Origin of the sequence: Microbacter margulisiae (assembly GCF_014192515.1) — a bacterium.
Lineage (GTDB): Bacteria > Bacteroidota > Bacteroidia > Bacteroidales > Paludibacteraceae > Microbacter > Microbacter margulisiae.
Genome location: NZ_JACHYB010000001.1, coordinates 1,488,913 through 1,509,175, shown reverse-complemented (window position 1 = coordinate 1,509,175; position 20,263 = coordinate 1,488,913). Strand labels below are relative to the sequence as shown.

Here is a 20,263-nt window from a genome sequence, read left to right as displayed (position 1 = left end):
TATGAAAACCGTAAAAATGAGCCTTGCCACCATTCAAGGCAAACTCAGTAGAACTGAGATGAAAAAGATTATTACAGGAAACGGCGGTGTGGATGATTGTGCTAAAAAAGTGGCTTATTGCAATGGCGGACACTGGAGCTGCTATATTAATGAACATGGTATTTGTTATAATTCGTATTGTGGTGTAATTTGTTAATTGTTAAACAAAGATATGTTGCTATATCATGTTAGCAACATATCTTTAAAATCTATCTATATGAAACTCCCATTAAATTATTTGTTACTGGTTCTTATGATCACAGTTTGTCAATTCTCTTATGGAGAAAAGAAAATCGAAGTGACGGTACAACTTCCATCCGGAATTGACTATAAGAAAATGAGCGTTGATTATAACAACGGGATAAATTACAGAGAGATCAAACCAGAGATTAAAAACAACTCCTTCACGCTTGCCGATAGTTGCTATTCACGTTATGCCACACTATTGATTTCATACCCTGACTCCACTGAAAAAGATGGAAGTCCTACTTTTGGTTTTTGGGTATCGGACAAACCCGCTATTATTCGCTTTTACAGAGATAACAACGTAGAGAAAAGCAATCCGTTTAGCCATTTTTATCTTACAAATGCGCTATCGGTAGATAAACAAGGACAGAAACAATTAGACAATTATATTTCAAAAGAATCGCAAGACTCCAAAACATACTATCTGACCCATTTCGATAGTATCCGATACTCGAAAAATGAAGCATATGAAGATACGCTAACAAGCAAACAACAGCAAGTTGCGCATAAAGAACTGTCCATGCCTGAATATCGTTCCATCCAAGCCACTATTTTTCGATATGGATTTTCAATCTAGAAATAGCCGGAAGCAGCATACTACCGGCCAATGAATTGCTTCGGTTTTATAATGCGACATTTCCTGACAGCTTAAAACGGACATTCGAGGGTAAAGAAATCCTGAAGAAACTGTCAGGAAGAATCAATACCAAGAAAGGAGGTGAAGCACCTGATTTTATGGCAAAAGACATTACAGGAAAAACCATTGCCCTGAGTAAGCTGCATGGAAAATATGTTTTACTCGATTTCTGGGCTTCGTGGTGCGTCCCATGTATGCATGAAATGCCGGAGATAAAAAGTATCCGAGAGAAATATTCGCCGGAGAAGTTGGCTCTCATTTCTATTTCCCTTGATGACAACTATAACGAATTCAAGGCCGCCATAGCCAAGATAAAGCCTACCTGGACAGAGATTTACATAACAAACAGGGATTTAATCAATCGTTACGCCATAGGACCAATTCCTCAGCTTTACCTGATAGACAGGAATGGCTATGTGATATACAACAAGGAAGAAGAAAAGGACTACGACCTGACAAAACTGAAGCAATTATTAAGTCAAATCATAGGAAAATAGGATAAAGCATTTTGTATGGAAACAACCAACATGAGCCTTGTACCCATCCAGTATATTTTTAAAACAAACACCAAACGTGAGTCCTCATCCCCGATACCCTCCTGTACGATTATTTGTGCAATTGTTTAATGATCAAACATTAAGAATTGATCGCAGAACACAAGCAAAAACATAAAAAACAGAAGAGAGACATCTGTTAATGCAGGCAAAACGAATATATGCGCAAGCGAAACGTCTGCGAACCCTAGAGAATGAAAAACGAACGCAGAAAAAATGGAAAAAACAGGAGAGAAAGAGCTGCGAACGCAGACAAAACGAATATATGTGCAAGCGGAACGTCTGTAGGTCTTGTCAGACGACAGTCAAATGCTGACAGAGCAGGTTTGAACACAGGGAACAGGAGAGGCAGTTTGCAAAAAGCGGGAACAGACATAGAAGGATTGTGTCTTTATTGTGCTGCCCTGCTTTTTATAGAACAGGCCAATACATGCAATCATCCTTGATTTTTTGTACCTTTGTAGAGTTAAATGACAATTTGTAAAACTGAGATCGCATGGGTATTTTTCAACTATTTTCAAAAGATAAGCAGGAGACATTGGATAAAGGGTTAGCCAAAACCAAATCGAATGTTTTTGCAAAACTTTCAAGGGCGGTTGCCGGAAAATCGAAGGTTGACGATGAAGTATTGGATAACCTCGAGGAAGTGCTTGTGACTTCGGATGTGGGGATAGACACGACATTGCGCATTATTGACCGTATTGAAAAGCGTGTTGCGCGGGATAAATATATTAATACGGCAGAGCTGAATGCCATCCTGAAAGAAGAGATAGCTGCACTTTTGGCAGAAAACAATAAAGAAACCGAGGCTGACTTTGAAGCTGCATTGACGAAGAAACCGTATGTTATTATGGTTGTGGGTGTAAATGGTGTAGGGAAGACAACTACTATCGGGAAACTGGCCTATCAGTTTAAAAAAGCAGGGAAGAAAGTTTATTTGGGAGCTGCTGATACATTCAGGGCTGCTGCGGTTGAGCAATTGGTGATTTGGGGCGAGCGGGTAGGGGTTCCTGTGGTAAAACAACAAATGGGATCTGATCCGGCTTCGGTGGCTTTTGATACCTTGACGTCAGCTACATCAAATGATGCGGATGTGGTGATTATCGACACCGCAGGCCGTTTGCATAATAAGGTGAATTTGATGAACGAACTGACCAAGATTAAAAACGTCATGCAGAAGGTGGTTCCGGATGCGCCTCATGAAGTATTGCTGGTGCTGGATGGTTCCACTGGTCAGAATGCTTTTGAACAGGCAAAACAATTTACAAAGGCTACCCATGTGACGGCTTTGGCGATCACCAAACTGGATGGTACGGCAAAAGGTGGCGTAGTGATTGGCATTTCCGATCAGTTTCATATCCCGGTACGTTATATCGGCTTGGGTGAAAAAATGGAAGACTTGCAGTTGTTTGACAGGGAACAGTTCGTTGAGACCTTGTTTGAACAGCAATAAGGAGAACCTCCCAAGTGGGCAGAATCAAATAGCTTAATGACGGAGTAGCAGAATAACTGATAAAACAGCAGGAAGTTACAGAAAGAATCGGAAAATCGACTATTCGGTTAATCCAAAATTTCCATAACAGATTGGCTTTCGACCTTGGTACTTCCGGCTGATGTTTTCGTTCCTTTCAACCGCAGTTCTCTTTAGATTCTTGGTTCTTGACTTTTTAATTATTACATCCGCAAATCAATCTGTTAGACATATAAATCTGTTTTCCAAATGAAAATCATTTTTTATTTACTTTTGATTATGAGTAGTTTGGCATTCCCTGCCATGGGACAAACAAAGTTTGAATTGCCGGTTTGGCCAAATGGCCCTGCAGAAAGTAACGGCATTACAGCAAAGGAATTTATCAAGAATCATCATAGTGTATTTAATATATCGAAAGCTGTTATAACGGTGCAGCTTCCGGCTGCGGACAAAGCCAATGGAGCGGCGGTGTTGATTTGTCCGGGAGGAGGATATATTGAAGAGGCTATTTATCACGAAGGCTATGAATTTGCCGACTGGCTGAATGAACACGGGATTGCAGGAATTGTATTAAAATACCGGTTACCCAACGGTCATTCTACCATACCATTGTCTGATGCCAAGGAAGCCATGCGTATCATCCGGGCGCATGCAACCGAGTGGCATATTGATCCGAACAAGGTGGCAGTAGCCGGTTTCTCGGCAGGGGGACATCTGGCATCGACGTTAGGGACACATTACGATGTGGGCGATTCAACAGCGACAAATCCGTTAATGCGCTATTCAACACGTCCTGATTTAATGCTGTTGTTTTATCCGGTCATCACAATGAAACAGGGCGAAACGCACCTGGGTTCCCGTGAAAACCTTTTAGGCAAGCATCCTACAGAACAATTGGTAGAAAAATATTCAAACGAGTTGCATGTAACAAAGAATACACCGCCGGCAGTATTGATGCTGAGCGATGATGATCATACCGTTCCGCAAAGCAACAGTATTCATTTTTATGAAGCGCTGCATGCCCATCATGTTCCGGCTTCCCTTTATATTTTCCCGTCAGGTGGGCATGGATGGGGAATGAACACTACGATCTCCTTTTGGAAGGATTGGAGAGCCTTATTGCTGAACTGGCTGGAGGAAAGGCATTTTATTCCTGCTAATACACAAAAGTAGAAATTATAGGGACCGGTTTGTGCTTGGTGCATTGACCCCTATACCTTATTATATATAGAAAGAATACGCAATTCTTAATCAATTTGAGCGATGGAAAATGTTGTTTTGCAATTGTCGAAAACCGGGATGGGGAATGCTCCTGAAGAATTAGAAAAACTCCTGATGAAAAATTATTTGAAATCACTGCTGACCGAGGAGTTTTATCCGTCGTTCATTACGCTTTATGCGGACGGTGTCAAGCTGGCTTGCGAGGGATCAGAGGTATTGCCCGAATTGCAGCAGCTTAATGAGAAGGGATCTGTGATTTTGATCTGCAAAACCTGCCTGACATTTTTTTCTTTATTGGATAAGGTACAGGTGGGCGTTATTGCTACCATGAATGATATTGTGGCTGTTCAGAAAAAAACTGCTAAGGTGTTGACTATCGCTTAACCGGGAAATGGTGTTGTGAAATTTTTGTAGAGCTTTACTGATAAAAAGAAGAGAAAATTAAGGACTATGTATAAGAAACTGGCGATTTTGGGTGTTTTTGTGCTGACGACGTTTGCTATGTTTGGGCAGCAGGAACCTAAGGCAAAAGCAGCATTTGAAAAGGCTGTTGCCATCATGAAGTATTCGAGTGTGAAAATGAATTTTTCCACTATCATTGATATGCCTACAGCAAAAAGGAAACAGACCGTAACCGGAACGATATGGATGAAAGGGGCTATGTTTAAACTGGTCATGGATGGCTCGGTTTCTTATTTCGATGGAAAAACAGAATGGGTATATCAACCCGATAATAACGAAGTAACGATTGCATCCGTTTCGGGAAGAGACCAGCAAGCGATGAATCCTTTGGCTATACTGTCAAACTATGAAGGAAAGGCAGCAAAGATCATCTTCGATCCAAACGTTCGAAGCACCCCTGCTACGGAAGTCATTGATCTTTTTCCGGCCAATCAGGCTGCGGCTGAATTTAAAATAGAACTCCGTCTTAATCCGCAAACTCATTATCCTCAATCGATTATTGTTTTTGGCCGGGATGGAACCCATACCTATATTACCATTCATTCTTTTCAACAACTTCCTGCGTTGAATAATAACACCTTTGTTTTTGATGTGAAAGCGTATCATGGCATTTCGGTAAATGATTTACGCTAACTCCTGAACACTACCAATTGATCAAACCCAATTGGATGCAGCATACGTTTGCATGGCTTTTTAGAGGAGAAACAAACAGATTTCGGCTGTGATTTGTTCAAAAGCAATACATTTGCGCCCTAATCTTAATAATCTTAGCCAATGTACCGGTTGTGTCTGTTTGTCTGTTTAGGTTTGCTGCTTGGCAGCTGCAGTAAAAATAGTGTGATTGCCTCTGCTGTGTCATCCTCTGCTGCTTCAGACACAGTAGTACAATATGGGACACCGTTTACAGGAGTTCCTGATAGCCGTGATGCCGTGATTTATCAGGTGAACATGCGCTGCTTCAGCTCAACCCATAATTTTCAGGGAGTCATTAACCGTTTAGACAGCATTAAAGCTTTAGGGGTAAATGTGATCTACCTGATGCCTATTTATCCGGTAGGCACATTAAAAGCCTTCGACTCCCCGTATTGTATAAAAGATAATGAAGCCGTTGGTTCTGAGTTTGGGAGCCTTACCGACCTGAGAAATCTTGTTGCCGGTGCTCATAGCCGGGGAATGGCAGTAATCCTGGATTGGATTACTGATGGTACATCATGGGATTGTTCGTGGATTAACAATAAATCATGGTATGTGCAAGATGCAAGCGGGAATATTCAAAGTCCAAACGGATACACGGATGTAGCTGAATTAAACTATCAGAATCAAACCATGCGGCTTGCGATGATAAAAGCCATGAAGTATTGGGTTTTGACAGCAAATATTGATGGCTTTCGGTGTGATTATGCAGACTTTGCCCCTGCCGATTTCTGGGTGCAGGCCAATGACAGTCTCAATGCAATCACTCCCGCACACAAATATTTGATGCTGGCAGAAGGGACACGTGCGGCCAATTATACTTCCGGATTCGATTATAATTTTGGTTTTGACTTTTATGGGGCATTAAAGTCGATCTATGGCAACGATCAGTCGGTGAGTACATTGATTAATAATGCCAATACAACAGAATATCAGGGAGCCTCCACCGATCAGAATCAAATTGTCAGGTACCTGACCAACCATGATGTAAACAGTTCCGATGGAACCCCTCTGGATCTTTTTGGAGGAACCAACGGTTCGATGGCTGCCTTTGTTGTTGTAGCCTACATGAAAGGAGTTCCTTTTATATACAATGGGCAAGAGGTTGCAACGCCATACCGGCTTACCTTTCCCTTTACCACAACCGTCATCGACTGGAGCATCAATCCGGGAGTTACAGCAACATACAAGAAAATCATAGCTTTTAGAAACAGCAATGCTGCTGTAAGGAGAGGAACATTAACCTCGTACTGCAGTTATGATGTATGCGCATTTACCAAAACATTAAATGCAGATACTGTATTTGTCATGGATAACCTGAGGAATGCAGTGATCAATTACACGGTTCCTTCGTCCCTGGCAAATTCTACATGGAAAGATGTATTTACGGGAAATCCGGTAACGCTATCTTCCCAGATGACTCTGCAGCCGTATTCATACATGGTGCTGGAAAATAATTGAATAAATGATGTTATAGCCTCTTGTTGTTTGCTTTATAAGTTAAGCAAACAACAAGAATCTCTCTTTTGCTATCGAAACTGTTTCGGTCTGCTATCGTTTGCTTTGTACAATAATGTCTTTGTGCAAAACAATGTTGTTTGGAATATGGTTGAAAAGGCATTTTCTTGTTGCAAAATCCTCTGATTTTAGCATTTATATTCCTGTAAATTAACTTAAATCCTATCTTTTTGTCGCTAAATTGCATTCAACAAACGTTTGCGGTCTTTTTTAGCGTAAAAAAATCGTTTGCAACATTAAATCGTTTTTTGTCGTTCTATTTTTGTCAAGAATTTATCTCTGTGGAAGAGCCCCACTTGTGGTAGATTGAATTGAGTGTTAACAATTAATTTATTAATGCATGAAGAACTTGAATGCTATTTCTGCGCTAACGCTGCGTAGATTGGGTATGATGCTTGTCTCATTGCTCTTTGTGATGAGTATGACAGCCCAAAACATTTTTGTGAAAGGTGTCGTTAAAGACGCCAGTACGGGGGAAACAATTATTGGAGCAAACGTTGTCGTAAAAGGGACAACAACCGGAACTATTACCGATGCGAATGGTAATTTCTCGTTGACAGTACCTGCTAAAGCCACGTTAAGCGTTTCCTATATTGGATACCAAACAGTGGATGTTCCTGTAGAAGGAAAATCTCATTTTGTTGTAGATCTGAAACAATCGGCTGTTGCTTTGAATGAAGTCGTAGCCATTGGTTATGGTACAGTAAAGAAAAGCGACTTAACAGGATCAGTAGTAGCTATCAATGCTGACAAACTGACCAAAGGGCTGGCAACTTCAATGACAGATCTCCTAGCTGGTCAAATTGCAGGGGTAAATATTACTACGGATGGCGGTGCTCCTGGTAGTTCAGCTTCCATTCTGGTGCGTGGTGGATCTTCTGTGTATGCCAGCAATCAACCTTTGTTTGTTGTTGATGGAGTTCCTTTGACTCCTGAAGGTGTTAATGGGGTTGCCAATCCACTTTCTTTTATTAATCCACAGGACATTCAGACGGTTACTGTTTTGAAAGATGCATCTGCAACTGCGATCTACGGTTCTCGTGCTTCCAATGGGGTTATCCTGATTACTACAAAAAAAGGGAGACTACATCAGAAACTTTCTATCTCTTATGATGGCAATACATCTGCCAGTGTTAATTCTAAATTGATGGATGTTCTTTCTGCTGATGAGTATCGTCATTTTATCGATACGTATTGGGCCGATGCTTCAACAGGGATGAATACAAAAGCAGCTTTATTAGGTACCGCAAATACGAATTGGCAAAAAGAAATTTACCAGACAGCGATTAGTCAGGATCATAATTTAAGTGTTTCTGGATCAACAGGGATATTGCCTTATCGCGTATCGGTAGGTTATACAGATCAGAGCGGTATTTTGAAAACTACTTATTTTAAGCGTACTACCGCTTCTGTGAATTTAAGCCCTTCCTTCTTGAATGATGATTTAAAAATGAATGTCAATCTAACTGGCGCTTATATTGTAAATAGCTTTGGAAATACTGGTGCTATTGGTGCAGCTGAGTCAATGGATCCCACCCAGCCGGTTTATGCAACCAATGGTGTTAATTCTACAATTGGTAAAAATTATGGCAATGGATACTTTATGTGGATGGGTAGTAATGGACAACCTTTGTCTTTAGGTACTTGCAATCCTTTGTCCGCCTTGACACAGGAACAGAATGATTCGTGGGTTTATCAAAGTTCAGGAAGTATGCAAATGGATTATCGAGTACATTGGTTACCAGATTTGCATGCCAATTTGAATTTAGCATACGATTTATCACATGCTAATGGTTCGGTTGTAATTGCGGCTAATTCTCCGATGTCCTATGTATGGGGCTCGGACAAAACAGGTTCTGCTGAATATAATCCTTACTATCAGTCTAAAGTGAATACTTTATTGGATTTCTACCTGAACTATAAAAAAACGTTAGGGATTAATTCAATAGATATCATGGGAGGGTATTCATGGCAAAAGTATTTTGACACCAGTTGGAATTCAACCACATATGCGACAAATCCAGGACAAAATGTACCGCGGGTAGATACTCCTGAGGAATATTATATGGTTTCCTTTTATGGTCGTTTGAATTATACTTTACTGGACAAATATTTGTTGACTGCTACTATACGTAATGACGGAACTTCCCGTTTCGCACCGGGCAATCGTTATGGAGTGTTTCCATCGGCAGCATTTGCATGGAAGATAAAAGATGAATCGTTTCTGAAAAATGTAAACTGGTTAAGTGATTTGAAATTACGCTTAGGTTATGGACTGACAGGTCAACAAGACATACCTCCTACTGTTAATGGTGTATTTATTGGTTATTACCCATATATTCCAAACTACACAACAAGTACAGCTAATAATGGAGCTGCTTACGAGTTTGGAAATAATTGGTATCAGTTGATACGTCCAAACTGGTATAATACAAATTTAAAATGGGAAACATGTACGACCTATAATGCAGGAGTTGATTTTGGGTTTATGAATCAGCGTTTCACTGGTAGCGTAGATGTTTATAAACGAATTACCAATAATTTGTTGAATGTGATCCCTGTGGCTGCAGGTACCAATTTTACCAATAATTTATTGCAAAATATTGGTAGCCTGGAGAATAAAGGGGTTGAAGTCACCTTAGGCGGCAGGCCAATTATTACCCATGACTTTACCTGGGATGTAAACTTGAATGCAAGTTATAACTATAACAATGTAACTAAATTAACCCGCTCTGGTACTGCTAATTATCCAGGTATAACTACTGGAGCTATAAGCGGAGGCACTGGAAATTATATTGAGTTGATTGCAGTAGGACATCCATTGGGTGCTTATTACGTTTATCATCAATTGTACGATTCTAAAGGTCAACCTATTGAAGGAGCTTATGGAAATGGGGGAATGTATATCAGTAAACACACCGGAACGCCTCCTTGGACCATGGGATTTGCTTCAAAAATGACTTATAAAAAGTGGTTCTTCAATTTTGCAATGCATGCTGATATAGGCAATTATAATTATAACAACAACGCTGCTGGTCAGGATGGGTTAGTAGGCACATATACTTCATCCGGGTATTTGTCTAATACAACTCACAGTGCAATAGCTACAGGATTCAATACTATCCAATATTTTTCTGATTATTTTATTCAGAATGCCTCTTTCTTGCGAATGGATAATATGACTCTTGGATATAACTTTGACCATCTGTTTGATACTAAACTGAGTGCCAGCATATATGGTACTGTTCAAAATCCTTTTGTGATCACTAAATACAAAGGATTGGATCCTGAAGTGAATGGTGGTATTGATAATAATATTTATCCACGTCCACGTGTCTATATCTTAGGCTTAAGAGTTAATTTTTAAATTGCAAATACAATGAAAAAAATAAAATATTTGACGATAGTTTCTGCTGTTGCACTAGCTATACTTTCTTTAAGTTCGTGTACAAACGATCTGAATGTGACGCCACTTGATACTAAAGTATCGACTGCTACCGCAACTTTTAAGAATACTGCAACTCCATATATTGAGTATTTGGCAAAAATTTATGCCGGCTTCTCGACTGGTGGTTTGCAGGGAGGAGATAATCAATTGGATATTTCAGGATATGATGGCGGTAGCCAAGCCGGCTATTTGCGTCCTCTCTGGAATTTAGAGGAGTTGCCTACTGACGAAGCAATGTGTTGTTGGAATGACAATACCATTCAAAATTTTCACACTTTCTCTTGGACTCCTACGGATATCTTTCTGAATGGATTTTATGCACGGTTGTATTATCAGATTACCATTGCAACCTCGTTTTTACAAGAAACAACAGATGCTCAATTGCAATCACGCGGATGTTCAACTTCGTTGATCGACTCCATTCATACGTTCCGTGCCGAGGCTCGTTTCTTGCGTGCACTATGTTATGATAATGTATTGGATCTCTTCCGTAACGGGCCTCTGGTAACAGATTCCAGTCCCATAGGTACTCCAACACTTCCACCCTATGCAACAGCACAGCAAATTTTGAATTATATTACAACTGAGCTGAATTCTTGCCAAGCTGATTTAGACGCTCCTGCTGTAGGGTATGGCCCAACTTATGGTCATGCTAATAAAGCTGCTGCCTGGGCATTGTTAGCACGTGTTTACCTCAATGCCAATACCTATTTGGGAACCAATAATACCCAGTATTATGATTCATGTTTGACGAATTGCAATAAGGTGATTGCTGCAGGATACAAACTAGAGCCAACTTATCAGAATTTATTCACCACGGATAACTATAAATCACAGGAAATTATTTTCCCAAATATTTATGACGGCACTAACCTGACAACTTGGGGTGGCCTAATGTTTTTGGAATGTAGTATGGTAGATAGTAAAAATCAAAGCATTACTAACGCTCCAGGCGCATGGGGTGGCAACAGAGCTGTGCCGGAATTCGTTGCCCGGTTTACCAATGAAGAGACTAATTATACTTTGGATCAGCGTTATTCCATGCTTTATCAGGGATTTAATCATCCGAGCATAGATGATAATACACAATTTGAACAAGGTACTCCTTTGTTGAAATATGTTAATTATAGTAGTACAGGCGTTAAAAGTACAGCTTCTTTTGCAACAGGTGCATTTCCGATATTACGATTGGGAGATGTCTATTTGATGTATGCTGAAGCTGTTTTGCGGGGTGGAGCAGGGGGTGATAAAGCTACTGCTTTGCAATATATTAATGATTTGCGTGACAGGGCTGAGGGTAGTGGCGGATTTACGGATCTTGAAATTACCTCATCGCAATTGACATTGCCATTTATCCTTGAAGAACGTGCCCGCGAAATGTTTGCTGAAGCAACCCGTCGTACAGACTTGGTACGGTTTGGCGATTTGACATCTTCTTCCTATCTCTGGCAATGGAAGGGTGGAGTCAAAAATGGAACTGGAGTTGATAATCATTATAATGTATATCCTCTTCCTTCTTCTGACTTAAATGCCAATCCCAACCTGAAGCAAAATCCTGGTTATAATTGATTTTGTTTGATTGAGAGCTTGTAATTAACTATTACAGGCTCTTGGTCAGGCTATAAATTTATAAAAACATAATGTTATGAAGAAATTTAGAATATTTTTCCCGCTTTTGGCGCTGATATTGCTTGCTGCATGTAATAATGATCCTAAAATGATGATTCTGGCTAATCCTGTAGCACCGGTTTTGAATGCACCAAGTCACTCTACAAGCGCTTACAATAAAGATTCAGCGGCTTATGTACTGAATATGGACAGCACAGGTCTGGCAGACACCTTTACGGGTACTGCAGCAAATTATGGTATAGGCACAACAGTTACTTATAGCCTTCAAATTGATAAAACAGGTGATAATTTTGCAAATGCTCAGACCGTGACCTCTGCGACAACTGATAGTCTTCCGGTGACCATTAGCCAACTATATACAATCATTACGGATGCAAAAACATTTAATGCTCCTGCAGGTGTACGTACAAGTTTTGATATTCGTGTGATGACGACCATTGGCGCTAGCAAAATTCCAACTTACTCCAACACTCAAACCTTAATCATTATTCCTATTCTTTCATTAAAGTCTTATACTATTGCGACACCAAGCTCATGGTATATCATTGGAATGGGTGATGGCAAGTGGAATTATTCAAAAGACGGCATTGGGGCATCTATGTTCCCGCTGAGTGTTGTGTCTGGTAAAGCATATCTTAATAGCGGTGCTGGTACATTTACTTATACTGGCTATTTTGAACATGCAAATCCATTTAAAGTGGTAGATAATTCTATGAGCTGGTCAGATCCTTCATGGGGAAGTTCAGACGGTGCTCTTACTCCTGTATTGTCAAGCAGTTCAAAGAACTTTGTTGTGCCTTCGGATGGATATTACACAATCACATTAAACTCTATTACGAATACGTTCACAATTGTAGCTGCAACGGCTCCATCCGTAAATTATACTTCTATGGGGTTGATCGGAGAATTTAATGGATGGGCAAGTGATGTCGCTCTTACCGCAGCAGATCCAGCAGCAGGAGCCAATAATCATATTTGGTACACAACATATACGTTTACAAGCGATTTCACTCCCCCGGTGGGTACTGGCGGCTGCAAATTCCGTGCTGATGGCGCTTGGACTTATAATTGGGGCGCAGGTACGTTCCCTATAGGTCTTGGGACGAATGGTGGTACAAATATTCCATTCTTAAAAGGAACCTATAAGGTGTTCTTTAATGATATCGATGGCTGTTTTTATTTTATACAATAAAATAGCATATTACGAGTTGAGGTCTATTGCAGAATTATATAACTGAACTCCATTCGTAATTTGAATTTTGAGAATTAAATATTTGTCAGGAATCCATAGTCTGACTTAGGGTCCGGATCAATGAGATTATGGCAAAAATCATAGAAACGCCTTTACATGGGTAAAGAATTGATGAAAGATGATGCGATTTTTCCGGCAGGTTTTGAACTTGCCGGGAATTATCGAACATCATCGATACGTTGACTCCCGTGTATAACTAAAAACTGAATATTAAGTATATAAACCCCGATCAAAAAACATATGTATTCTATTGGTCGGGGTTTTTATTCAAAAGAAATGCCATGAAGCAACATCTCCTGTTCTTTTTCGTCGCTATATTTTCACTTAGCACTACACTATTAGATGCACAGGTGACAACGAATCCTCCTATTGTGATCCAACAAAGTGGTTCTGCTGTGACTGTTATTTTTAACGACTCTACAGTATCATCTTTGAGTGGTACTGCAGGCCCTATTTATGCTCACACGGGAGTTATTACCCCGGGTAGTACAAACAGTGACGATTGGAAATATGTGCTAACGCCATGGCCAAATGGGTCAAACAGTTCGTTAGCCAATACCACAGCTAATACTTTGACTGCTGTAGCGGGTTCAAAATATAAATGGCAATTAAGTATTTCTCCTGATATCAACACGTACTACGGAATTCCTGCCGATACAATTGTCAAACAATTGGCTTTTGTCTTCCGCACTGCCGACGGATCAGCACAAACCAGCAATATTTATGTCCCTGTCTTTCAACCGGGATTAAATCTTCAGATAGCTTCACCAACAAATAACGCATTAGTCCCCTTAAATACGGCTACTACAATAACTGCCAATGCTTCGAACGGGACAAATTCATGCAACATGTATTTATATACCGGAACAACATCTACTGCAAATATTGCCAGTGGCACACCGATTGCCCAGGGTACGAATATAAATACATTAACTACCTCATATACTTATTCAACCGCAGGCAATTATTATATCATTGCCAAAGTGGTGTCAAACAGTGTCACCATGTATGACACAACCTATGTTTGTGTCCCTAAACCCCAGGTTGTTGCCGCCAGGCCATCGGGGTTAAAAGAAGGAGTTACTGTCAATTCGGATGGTTCAGTAACGTTCTGTTTTTCTCTTGGCTATGATGGAACTGTCGTTCAGGGTAATACGCAAGTGTTCCTTCTTGGCGACTTCAATAACTTTAAATTGGACAATAATTACATGATGAACCGTCAGGCGGAAAGCTCAACTTATGGTGTACCTGTTTATTTTTACTGGTTAACTGTCAAAGGGCTGAATGATACTACGGAATATGCTTATCAATATTATGTGACAGGATTAAAAGGGCCTGGCGCAAGTGCGGTACGGGTAGGCGACCCCTATTGCCAAAAGATACTTGATCCGAATAATGATCAATATATCAATCAAACCTATACCATTTATCCTAATTTACGAAAATATCCATCAAGCCTGACCAGTGGTATTTTGTCATGCTTCCGGATTGATTCTACCAATTACCGGTATCAATGGCAGGATCCTACCTTTAAAGCACCTCCACAGAGCCAGTTAACCATTTATGAAATGCTGTTTAGAGATTTTACAACACAAGGATCGGTGCAGGCCGCTATTCAAAAGCTGGACTATCTCAAGAGTCTGGGAGTTAATGCGGTGGAACTAATGCCTATCATGGAGTTTGACGGGAATAACAGTTGGGGATATAATCCGAATTTCTATTTTGCTCCTGATAAAGCATATGGTCCTGAGAATGAATATAAACTGTTTATCGATGAATGCCACAAACGGGGAATGGCCGTGATTCTTGATGTTGTATTCAACCACACCTGGGGATTAAGTCCATATTGTATGGTATACTGGGATGCAGCCAATAATCGTCCGGCCCCTACAAATCCCTATTACAATGCATTGGCGCCACATCCTTATAGTGTCGGAAACGATATTAAACATACCTATGCTCCCGTTAAAGCTTGGTTATCGAGAGCTCTGCAATTTTGGCTGGAGAATTATCATGTTGACGGATTCCGGTTTGATTTAAGTAAAGGTTTTACACAAACGGTATCCGTTGGATCACCAATGGCAACGTCGAGTACAACGATCCAATGCAGTGACTACGATCAAAGCAGGGTCAATAATATCGAAACATATATTAATGCCGTAAAAACTGTCAATCCGAAAGCTTACTGTATCCTTGAACACTTTTGTGTAGATCAGGAGGAAGACACTCTGGCGGCTCATGGTGCCATGCTTTGGAGAAACGTTTCAGGCTCGTTTGATCAGGCTGCTATGGGTTACTCAAGTGGTTCAGATTTTTCACCTTTAGCATCGGCTTCTCAATCGGGTGGTACTGTTACCTTGCCTACAAATCGGGTTTCGTATGCAGAAAGCCATGATGAATACCGTATGGGCTATAAAGCTATTACATGGGGAGTAACGGATGTTCAGGACACAACGAATGTGATGAAACAATTAGCTGTTTGTGGTGCATTTGTGTTTTTAGGCCCTGGCCCCCGGATGATGTGGGAATTTGGCGAGTTGGGTGCTGATTATAATTCGAAGGATGCGAGTGGAAATAATATTACCAGTCCAGTACCTGCGATGTGGAATTATCTGAATATCCCGGCACGCAAGACACTACATGATACCTATGCCAAAATATTGAATTTCAGAGATGAATATCCAACATTATTTTCAAATCCTGTTGCGTGGAATTGGCAGGTTTCTACAAGTGACTGGAGTAGCGGGCGGCGTATTTATTTGACAAACGATACGATAACTGCTATAATTTTAGGAAACTTCACGGGTACAGGTTCTATTACCGCATATCCGGCATTTGGCAAGACAGGTACATGGTATGATTTGATTACCGGGCAGTCTCTTAATGTTACAGATCCCAATATGTCACTGACTTTGCCTGAATTTGGATTGCGTGTTTATACAGATCAGCCTGTCAATTTGCCAATTAATACTGCCGTTACGTCAACAACTGTTGATAAAGTGCATATTTATCCTAATCCGACGTCAGATGAACTATTTGTGACAGGGAATAATGCCAAGTCTATCGAAATTATGAATCTCAGCGGAATGGAAGTTTTAAATCAGCCTTTTGAATCTAACTCTATATCACTGAGTTCCTTGCCATCAGGGATGTACATTGGACGTATTCATTTTGATGACGGAACAGTACAAGTGGTAAAAGTAAGTAAAAAATAGGTTTTTATTTGTTCTTTCTGAAGATTTACTTATAGCTTTGTTGTTTAAAATGTTAGCCCAAAACCAATGCCTAAAGCTCAAATTACCATTAAAGATATCGCACGGGAACTTCAGGTTTCTGTTTCAACTGTTTCACGTGCGTTGAACGATAGCCCCGATTTAAGTGCTGCTACCAAAAAGAAGGTTCAGGATTATGCTAAGTTACATCATTATAATCCTAATTTTCTTGCGCTTAGTATTAAAAAGAGGGAGAGCACGATTATTGGAGTTATTGTTCCTGAAGTGACCCATCATTTCTTTGCGTCAGTTGTTGAAGGAATTTTGGAGGTAGCTGACCGGGAGGGATTTAGCGTATTGCTGTTCCGGTCGCATGAACAATATGACAAAGAAGTCCGCAGTGTTCAACGACTGTTGTCATCGAGAGTTTGTGGCGTTTTAACTTCGGTAGCCAAAGAAACGACACGTTATGATCATTTTCAGGAACTGGTAGATAATGATATACCGGTGATTTTTTTCGATCGTATTTGTGTCGATATTCCTACAAACCGCGTGGTAATAGATGATTACGCCGGAGCTCTTACTGCAACTGAATATCTCATCAATACGGGTTGCCGAAAGATTGCTTTTTTCTGTTCACCGATGCACCTCGAAATATCTAAAAACCGACGTGGTGGATATATGGATGCTTTGCGAAAACATGGGTTACCTGTAGATCATGACTTAATTAAGATCTGTGATAATTATGATGATGCTATTCCCGTAGCTACGGAAATGCTGCAATCGGAAAACAAACCTGATGCCTTTTTTGCGGTTAATGATGAAACGGCGTTAGGAATTTTGCATGCTACAAAACAATTACATTTTAAAATACCTGATGAAGTCTCTATTTGCGGTTTTACTGACGGATTTGCCGCTATTGCCTCTGACCCTCAACTAACTACGGTAGGACAAAATGGTTTTGATGTTGGCGTAAGTGCTATGGAATTGTTATTAGAGCGAATTCGCTACAAAGGCGCAGATGCAATGCTAAAAAACAGGATTATTCGCACAAAATTGATAGTCAGAGAAACAACGCGATAGGTTTAAGACGGATTTGGTTTAGTGAGTAATGAAAGCTCAGAGTGTGACAATTGAATTTATGAAATTAGAGGTTAAAATAAAATAGATATACATGAAGCTTTATTTTTCTGTGGATTATCACACGGTTTGGGGACAAGTGGTTTGTGTGAGTGGCTCTTTGCCTGAATTGCATGAAATAGAGATGCAATATGCTGATAACGGCCGGTGGGAGGCAGAGGTTGATGTTCCCGATAACGTGGAAGTTTTTACGTATTCATATTGTGTACGAAGCAACAATAAGTCGGTTATTCATGAGTGGGGGAGGCCCCGGACATTTACGGCTAATGAGAAAACGGTAATCTACCATTTACATGATCAATGGATGGGGATGCCTTATGATAGTTCATTTTTTTCTTCAGCATTTACCAAAGCTTTTTTTGTACATGAGCAACCCAAGGAGGAATCATCTAAATCATATGTGTCTGCATTGACGTTGAAAGTCTTTGCTCCTGAAATCACTCCCGGAAAGGCCTTAGCAGTAGTCGGAAATCAGGCTGTTACGGGAAATTGGAATATTGAGAAATCACGTGTGTTAAGCTCTGCACATTTCCCGGAATGGGAAATTACGCTTGATTTGTCAAAATGCAAATCTCCTTTTGAATATAAATTTGTAGTGGTAGATGCTAAACAGATGAAGGCACTCCAATGGGAGAACGGCGACAACAGGCAGATAGATCTATTGCCCAAAAAAGGAGAGCATATTATTGTAACCAATGGCGTTTTTAGAGGAAATAGTCCTTCCTGGCGAGCTGCAGGAGTGGCAATCCCGGTCTTTTCATTGCGTACTGAACATAGTTTTGGGATTGGCGATTTCGGGGATTTGAAAAAGATAGTTGATTGGGCTGCCAAAACTGGTCAACGTGTTGTTCAGGTATTGCCGGTAAATGATACGACCATGACACATACGTGGACAGATTCATATCCCTATAATGCAAATTCCATTTTTGCGCTACATCCTCTTTATCTTGATGTTAATGTGTTTGCTCCTTTCAAAACCGATAAAGCAAACAAACGTTTTGAAACTTTACAAAAACAACTAAATGCTTTGTATGAAGTGGATTATGAGGCTGTTTCTGCTGCCAAATGGGAATTTTATAGCATAGCATACAAAGAAAAGGGGAAGCAGGTTTTTGAAACAGACGATTATAAACAATTCTTTGAAGATAATAATGAGTGGTTGGTTCCCTATGCTGCATTTTGTTATTTAAGAGATACATACAAGACGGTTGATTTTCATCAATGGGGCGAATATGCTGTTTATGACAGAGAAAAAATAGAAACATTATGCGATCTACACGGGAAGCATTATGATGCGATTGCCATTTATTATTTTCTACAGTATTTTTTAGATAAACAACTATCTGAAGCATCGCATTATGCACGAACCAAAGGAGTTGTCCTGAAAGGAGACCTGGCTATTGGCATTAGTCCGAATAGCGCTGATGCATGGACCGATCCGCATCTTTTCAATTTGGATGCACAAACCGGAGCTCCACCTGATGATTTTTCATTTACAGGACAGAATTGGGGATTTCCTACGTACAATTGGGAAAGAATGCGTGCTGATGGCTTCCGTTGGTGGAGACGTCGTTTTACAAAAATGGCTGATTATTTTGATGCTTATCGTATTGATCATTTGTTGGGGTTTTTCCGTATCTGGGAAATTCCAATGAATGCAGTGCAGGGCCTGTTGGGACATTTTAGTCCGGCGTTGCCGATGTCGCATGAAGAGTTACAGGCTAACGGATTTTGGGTGGACGAAAATTATCACTTGAAACCCTACATTCGTTCATACCAGTTGCATGAAATGTTTGGTGATAGTACAGAGAAAGTGATTCAGCAGTTTTTGAATGATAAAGGGAATGGCGTTTTTGAACTAAAACCGGAGTTTGATACACAACGAAAAATTGAATATTTCTTTAATGAGACTAATGGTGATGTAAATATTCGTGACGGATTGTATGCCTTGGTAGCTGATGTCCTTTTTGTACGCGATAAAAAGGAACCGGATAAATTTCATCCCCGCATCACCGCCCAATATACCTATAGTTTCAGGGCTTTATCGGATAGTGATAAATATACATTTAACCGGATTTATGACCATTTTTATTATCAACGGCATAATTATTTCTGGTCGGAACAGGCTTTGCAAAAGTTGCCGGATTTGATTGCTTCAACCGATATGCTGGTTTGCGCTGAGGATCTTGGGATGATACCCGCCTGTGTTCCTTATGTGATGCACCAATTGCAAATGTTGAGTCTTGAAATTCAGCGGATGCCGAAAGATCCTACATTAACATTTGCAGATACACGAAATTATCCTTATTTATCTGTTTGTACTACTTCTACACACGATATGAGTACATTGCGGGGATGGTGGGAAGAGGACGGCGTCGTGCGTCAACGTTACTATAATGAAGTGCTGGGTCAGTGGGGAGAAGCTCCATTTTATGCAGAGCCATGGATATGCAAGGCAATTTTGAGAAATCATTTATGGGCGCCTTCCATGCTGGCAATTTTCCCTTTGCAAGACTGGCTTTCATTGGATGGAACGTTGCGACGTGTTCATCCTCAGGAGGAAAGAATTAATGTGCCATCGAATCCCCGACATTATTGGAGATATCGGATGCATCTGACTTTGGAGCAACTTCTGGAAAGTGATACATTGAATGATCAGATCAGGACCATGATTTTTGAAACTGGACGATAGATAATAATTAGTTAATAATAAGGTGTTTAATCAATGAGTTGTTGTTCTG

14 protein-coding genes are annotated in these 20,263 nt (G+C 40.3%); all 14 read left to right on the top strand.

Annotation, left to right across the window (positions count from 1 at the left end; genetic code table 11):
- Position 1: 1 nt before the first annotated feature.
- The 14 genes from FHX64_RS06030 to FHX64_RS05965 all read left to right on the top strand — a co-directional run bounded on the left by FHX64_RS06030 (position 2) and on the right by FHX64_RS05965 (position 20,214).
- A complete protein-coding gene (locus tag FHX64_RS06030) occupies positions 2 to 196 on the top strand; it encodes a hypothetical protein (protein ID WP_183412894.1) in 195 nt (64 codons plus the stop codon).
- 60 nt (positions 197 to 256) lie between these two features.
- Positions 257 to 862 carry a hypothetical protein gene (locus FHX64_RS06025; RefSeq protein WP_183412893.1) on the top strand — a complete coding sequence of 202 codons (606 nt, stop codon included), beginning with the start codon at positions 257 to 259 and terminating at the stop codon, positions 860 to 862.
- Positions 863 to 897: 35 nt separating this feature from the next.
- Entirely contained in the window at positions 898 to 1,419 is a 522-nt protein-coding gene (locus tag FHX64_RS06020) for a TlpA family protein disulfide reductase (protein WP_183412892.1), read from the top strand.
- 553 nt (positions 1,420 to 1,972) lie between these two features.
- Positions 1,973 to 2,929 (top strand): signal recognition particle-docking protein FtsY, encoded by a 957-nt coding sequence (gene ftsY, locus FHX64_RS06015; RefSeq protein WP_183412891.1) that lies wholly within the window; start codon positions 1,973 to 1,975, stop codon positions 2,927 to 2,929.
- A gap of 267 nt (positions 2,930 to 3,196) precedes the next feature.
- Positions 3,197 to 4,120: an alpha/beta hydrolase gene (locus FHX64_RS06010; protein WP_183412890.1), complete on the top strand. Its 924-nt coding sequence runs from the start codon at positions 3,197 to 3,199 to the stop codon at positions 4,118 to 4,120.
- A gap of 90 nt (positions 4,121 to 4,210) precedes the next feature.
- A complete protein-coding gene (locus FHX64_RS06005; RefSeq protein ID WP_183412889.1) occupies positions 4,211 to 4,552 on the top strand; it encodes a hypothetical protein in 342 nt (113 codons plus the stop codon).
- Positions 4,553 to 4,618: 66 nt separating this feature from the next.
- The gene (gene lolA1 / locus FHX64_RS06000) at positions 4,619 to 5,263 is read left to right on the top strand and encodes an outer membrane lipoprotein periplasmic chaperone LolA1 (protein WP_183412888.1); all 645 of its coding nucleotides are present in this window, start codon (positions 4,619 to 4,621) and stop codon (positions 5,261 to 5,263) included.
- Positions 5,264 to 5,467: 204 nt separating this feature from the next.
- The gene (locus FHX64_RS05995) at positions 5,468 to 6,784 is read left to right on the top strand and encodes an alpha-amylase family glycosyl hydrolase (protein WP_183412887.1); all 1,317 of its coding nucleotides are present in this window, start codon (positions 5,468 to 5,470) and stop codon (positions 6,782 to 6,784) included.
- 397 nt (positions 6,785 to 7,181) lie between these two features.
- The gene (locus tag FHX64_RS05990; RefSeq protein WP_246392321.1) at positions 7,182 to 10,208 is read left to right on the top strand and encodes a SusC/RagA family TonB-linked outer membrane protein; all 3,027 of its coding nucleotides are present in this window, start codon (positions 7,182 to 7,184) and stop codon (positions 10,206 to 10,208) included.
- A gap of 12 nt (positions 10,209 to 10,220) precedes the next feature.
- On the top strand, positions 10,221 to 11,858 hold the full coding sequence (locus FHX64_RS05985) for a RagB/SusD family nutrient uptake outer membrane protein (RefSeq protein WP_183412886.1): 1,638 nt from the start codon (positions 10,221 to 10,223) through the stop codon (positions 11,856 to 11,858).
- A gap of 76 nt (positions 11,859 to 11,934) precedes the next feature.
- A complete protein-coding gene (locus FHX64_RS05980) occupies positions 11,935 to 13,110 on the top strand; it encodes a SusE domain-containing protein (protein WP_183412885.1) in 1,176 nt (391 codons plus the stop codon).
- Between the two features lie 341 nt (positions 13,111 to 13,451).
- Positions 13,452 to 16,385, top strand: a complete 2,934-nt coding sequence (locus FHX64_RS05975) for an alpha-amylase family glycosyl hydrolase (RefSeq protein WP_183412884.1) — start codon at positions 13,452 to 13,454, stop codon at positions 16,383 to 16,385.
- A gap of 66 nt (positions 16,386 to 16,451) precedes the next feature.
- Positions 16,452 to 17,465 (top strand): LacI family DNA-binding transcriptional regulator, encoded by a 1,014-nt coding sequence (locus FHX64_RS05970; protein ID WP_183412883.1) that lies wholly within the window; start codon positions 16,452 to 16,454, stop codon positions 17,463 to 17,465.
- A gap of 91 nt (positions 17,466 to 17,556) precedes the next feature.
- A complete protein-coding gene (locus tag FHX64_RS05965; RefSeq protein WP_183412882.1) occupies positions 17,557 to 20,214 on the top strand; it encodes a 4-alpha-glucanotransferase in 2,658 nt (885 codons plus the stop codon).
- Positions 20,215 to 20,263 lie beyond the last annotated feature (49 nt).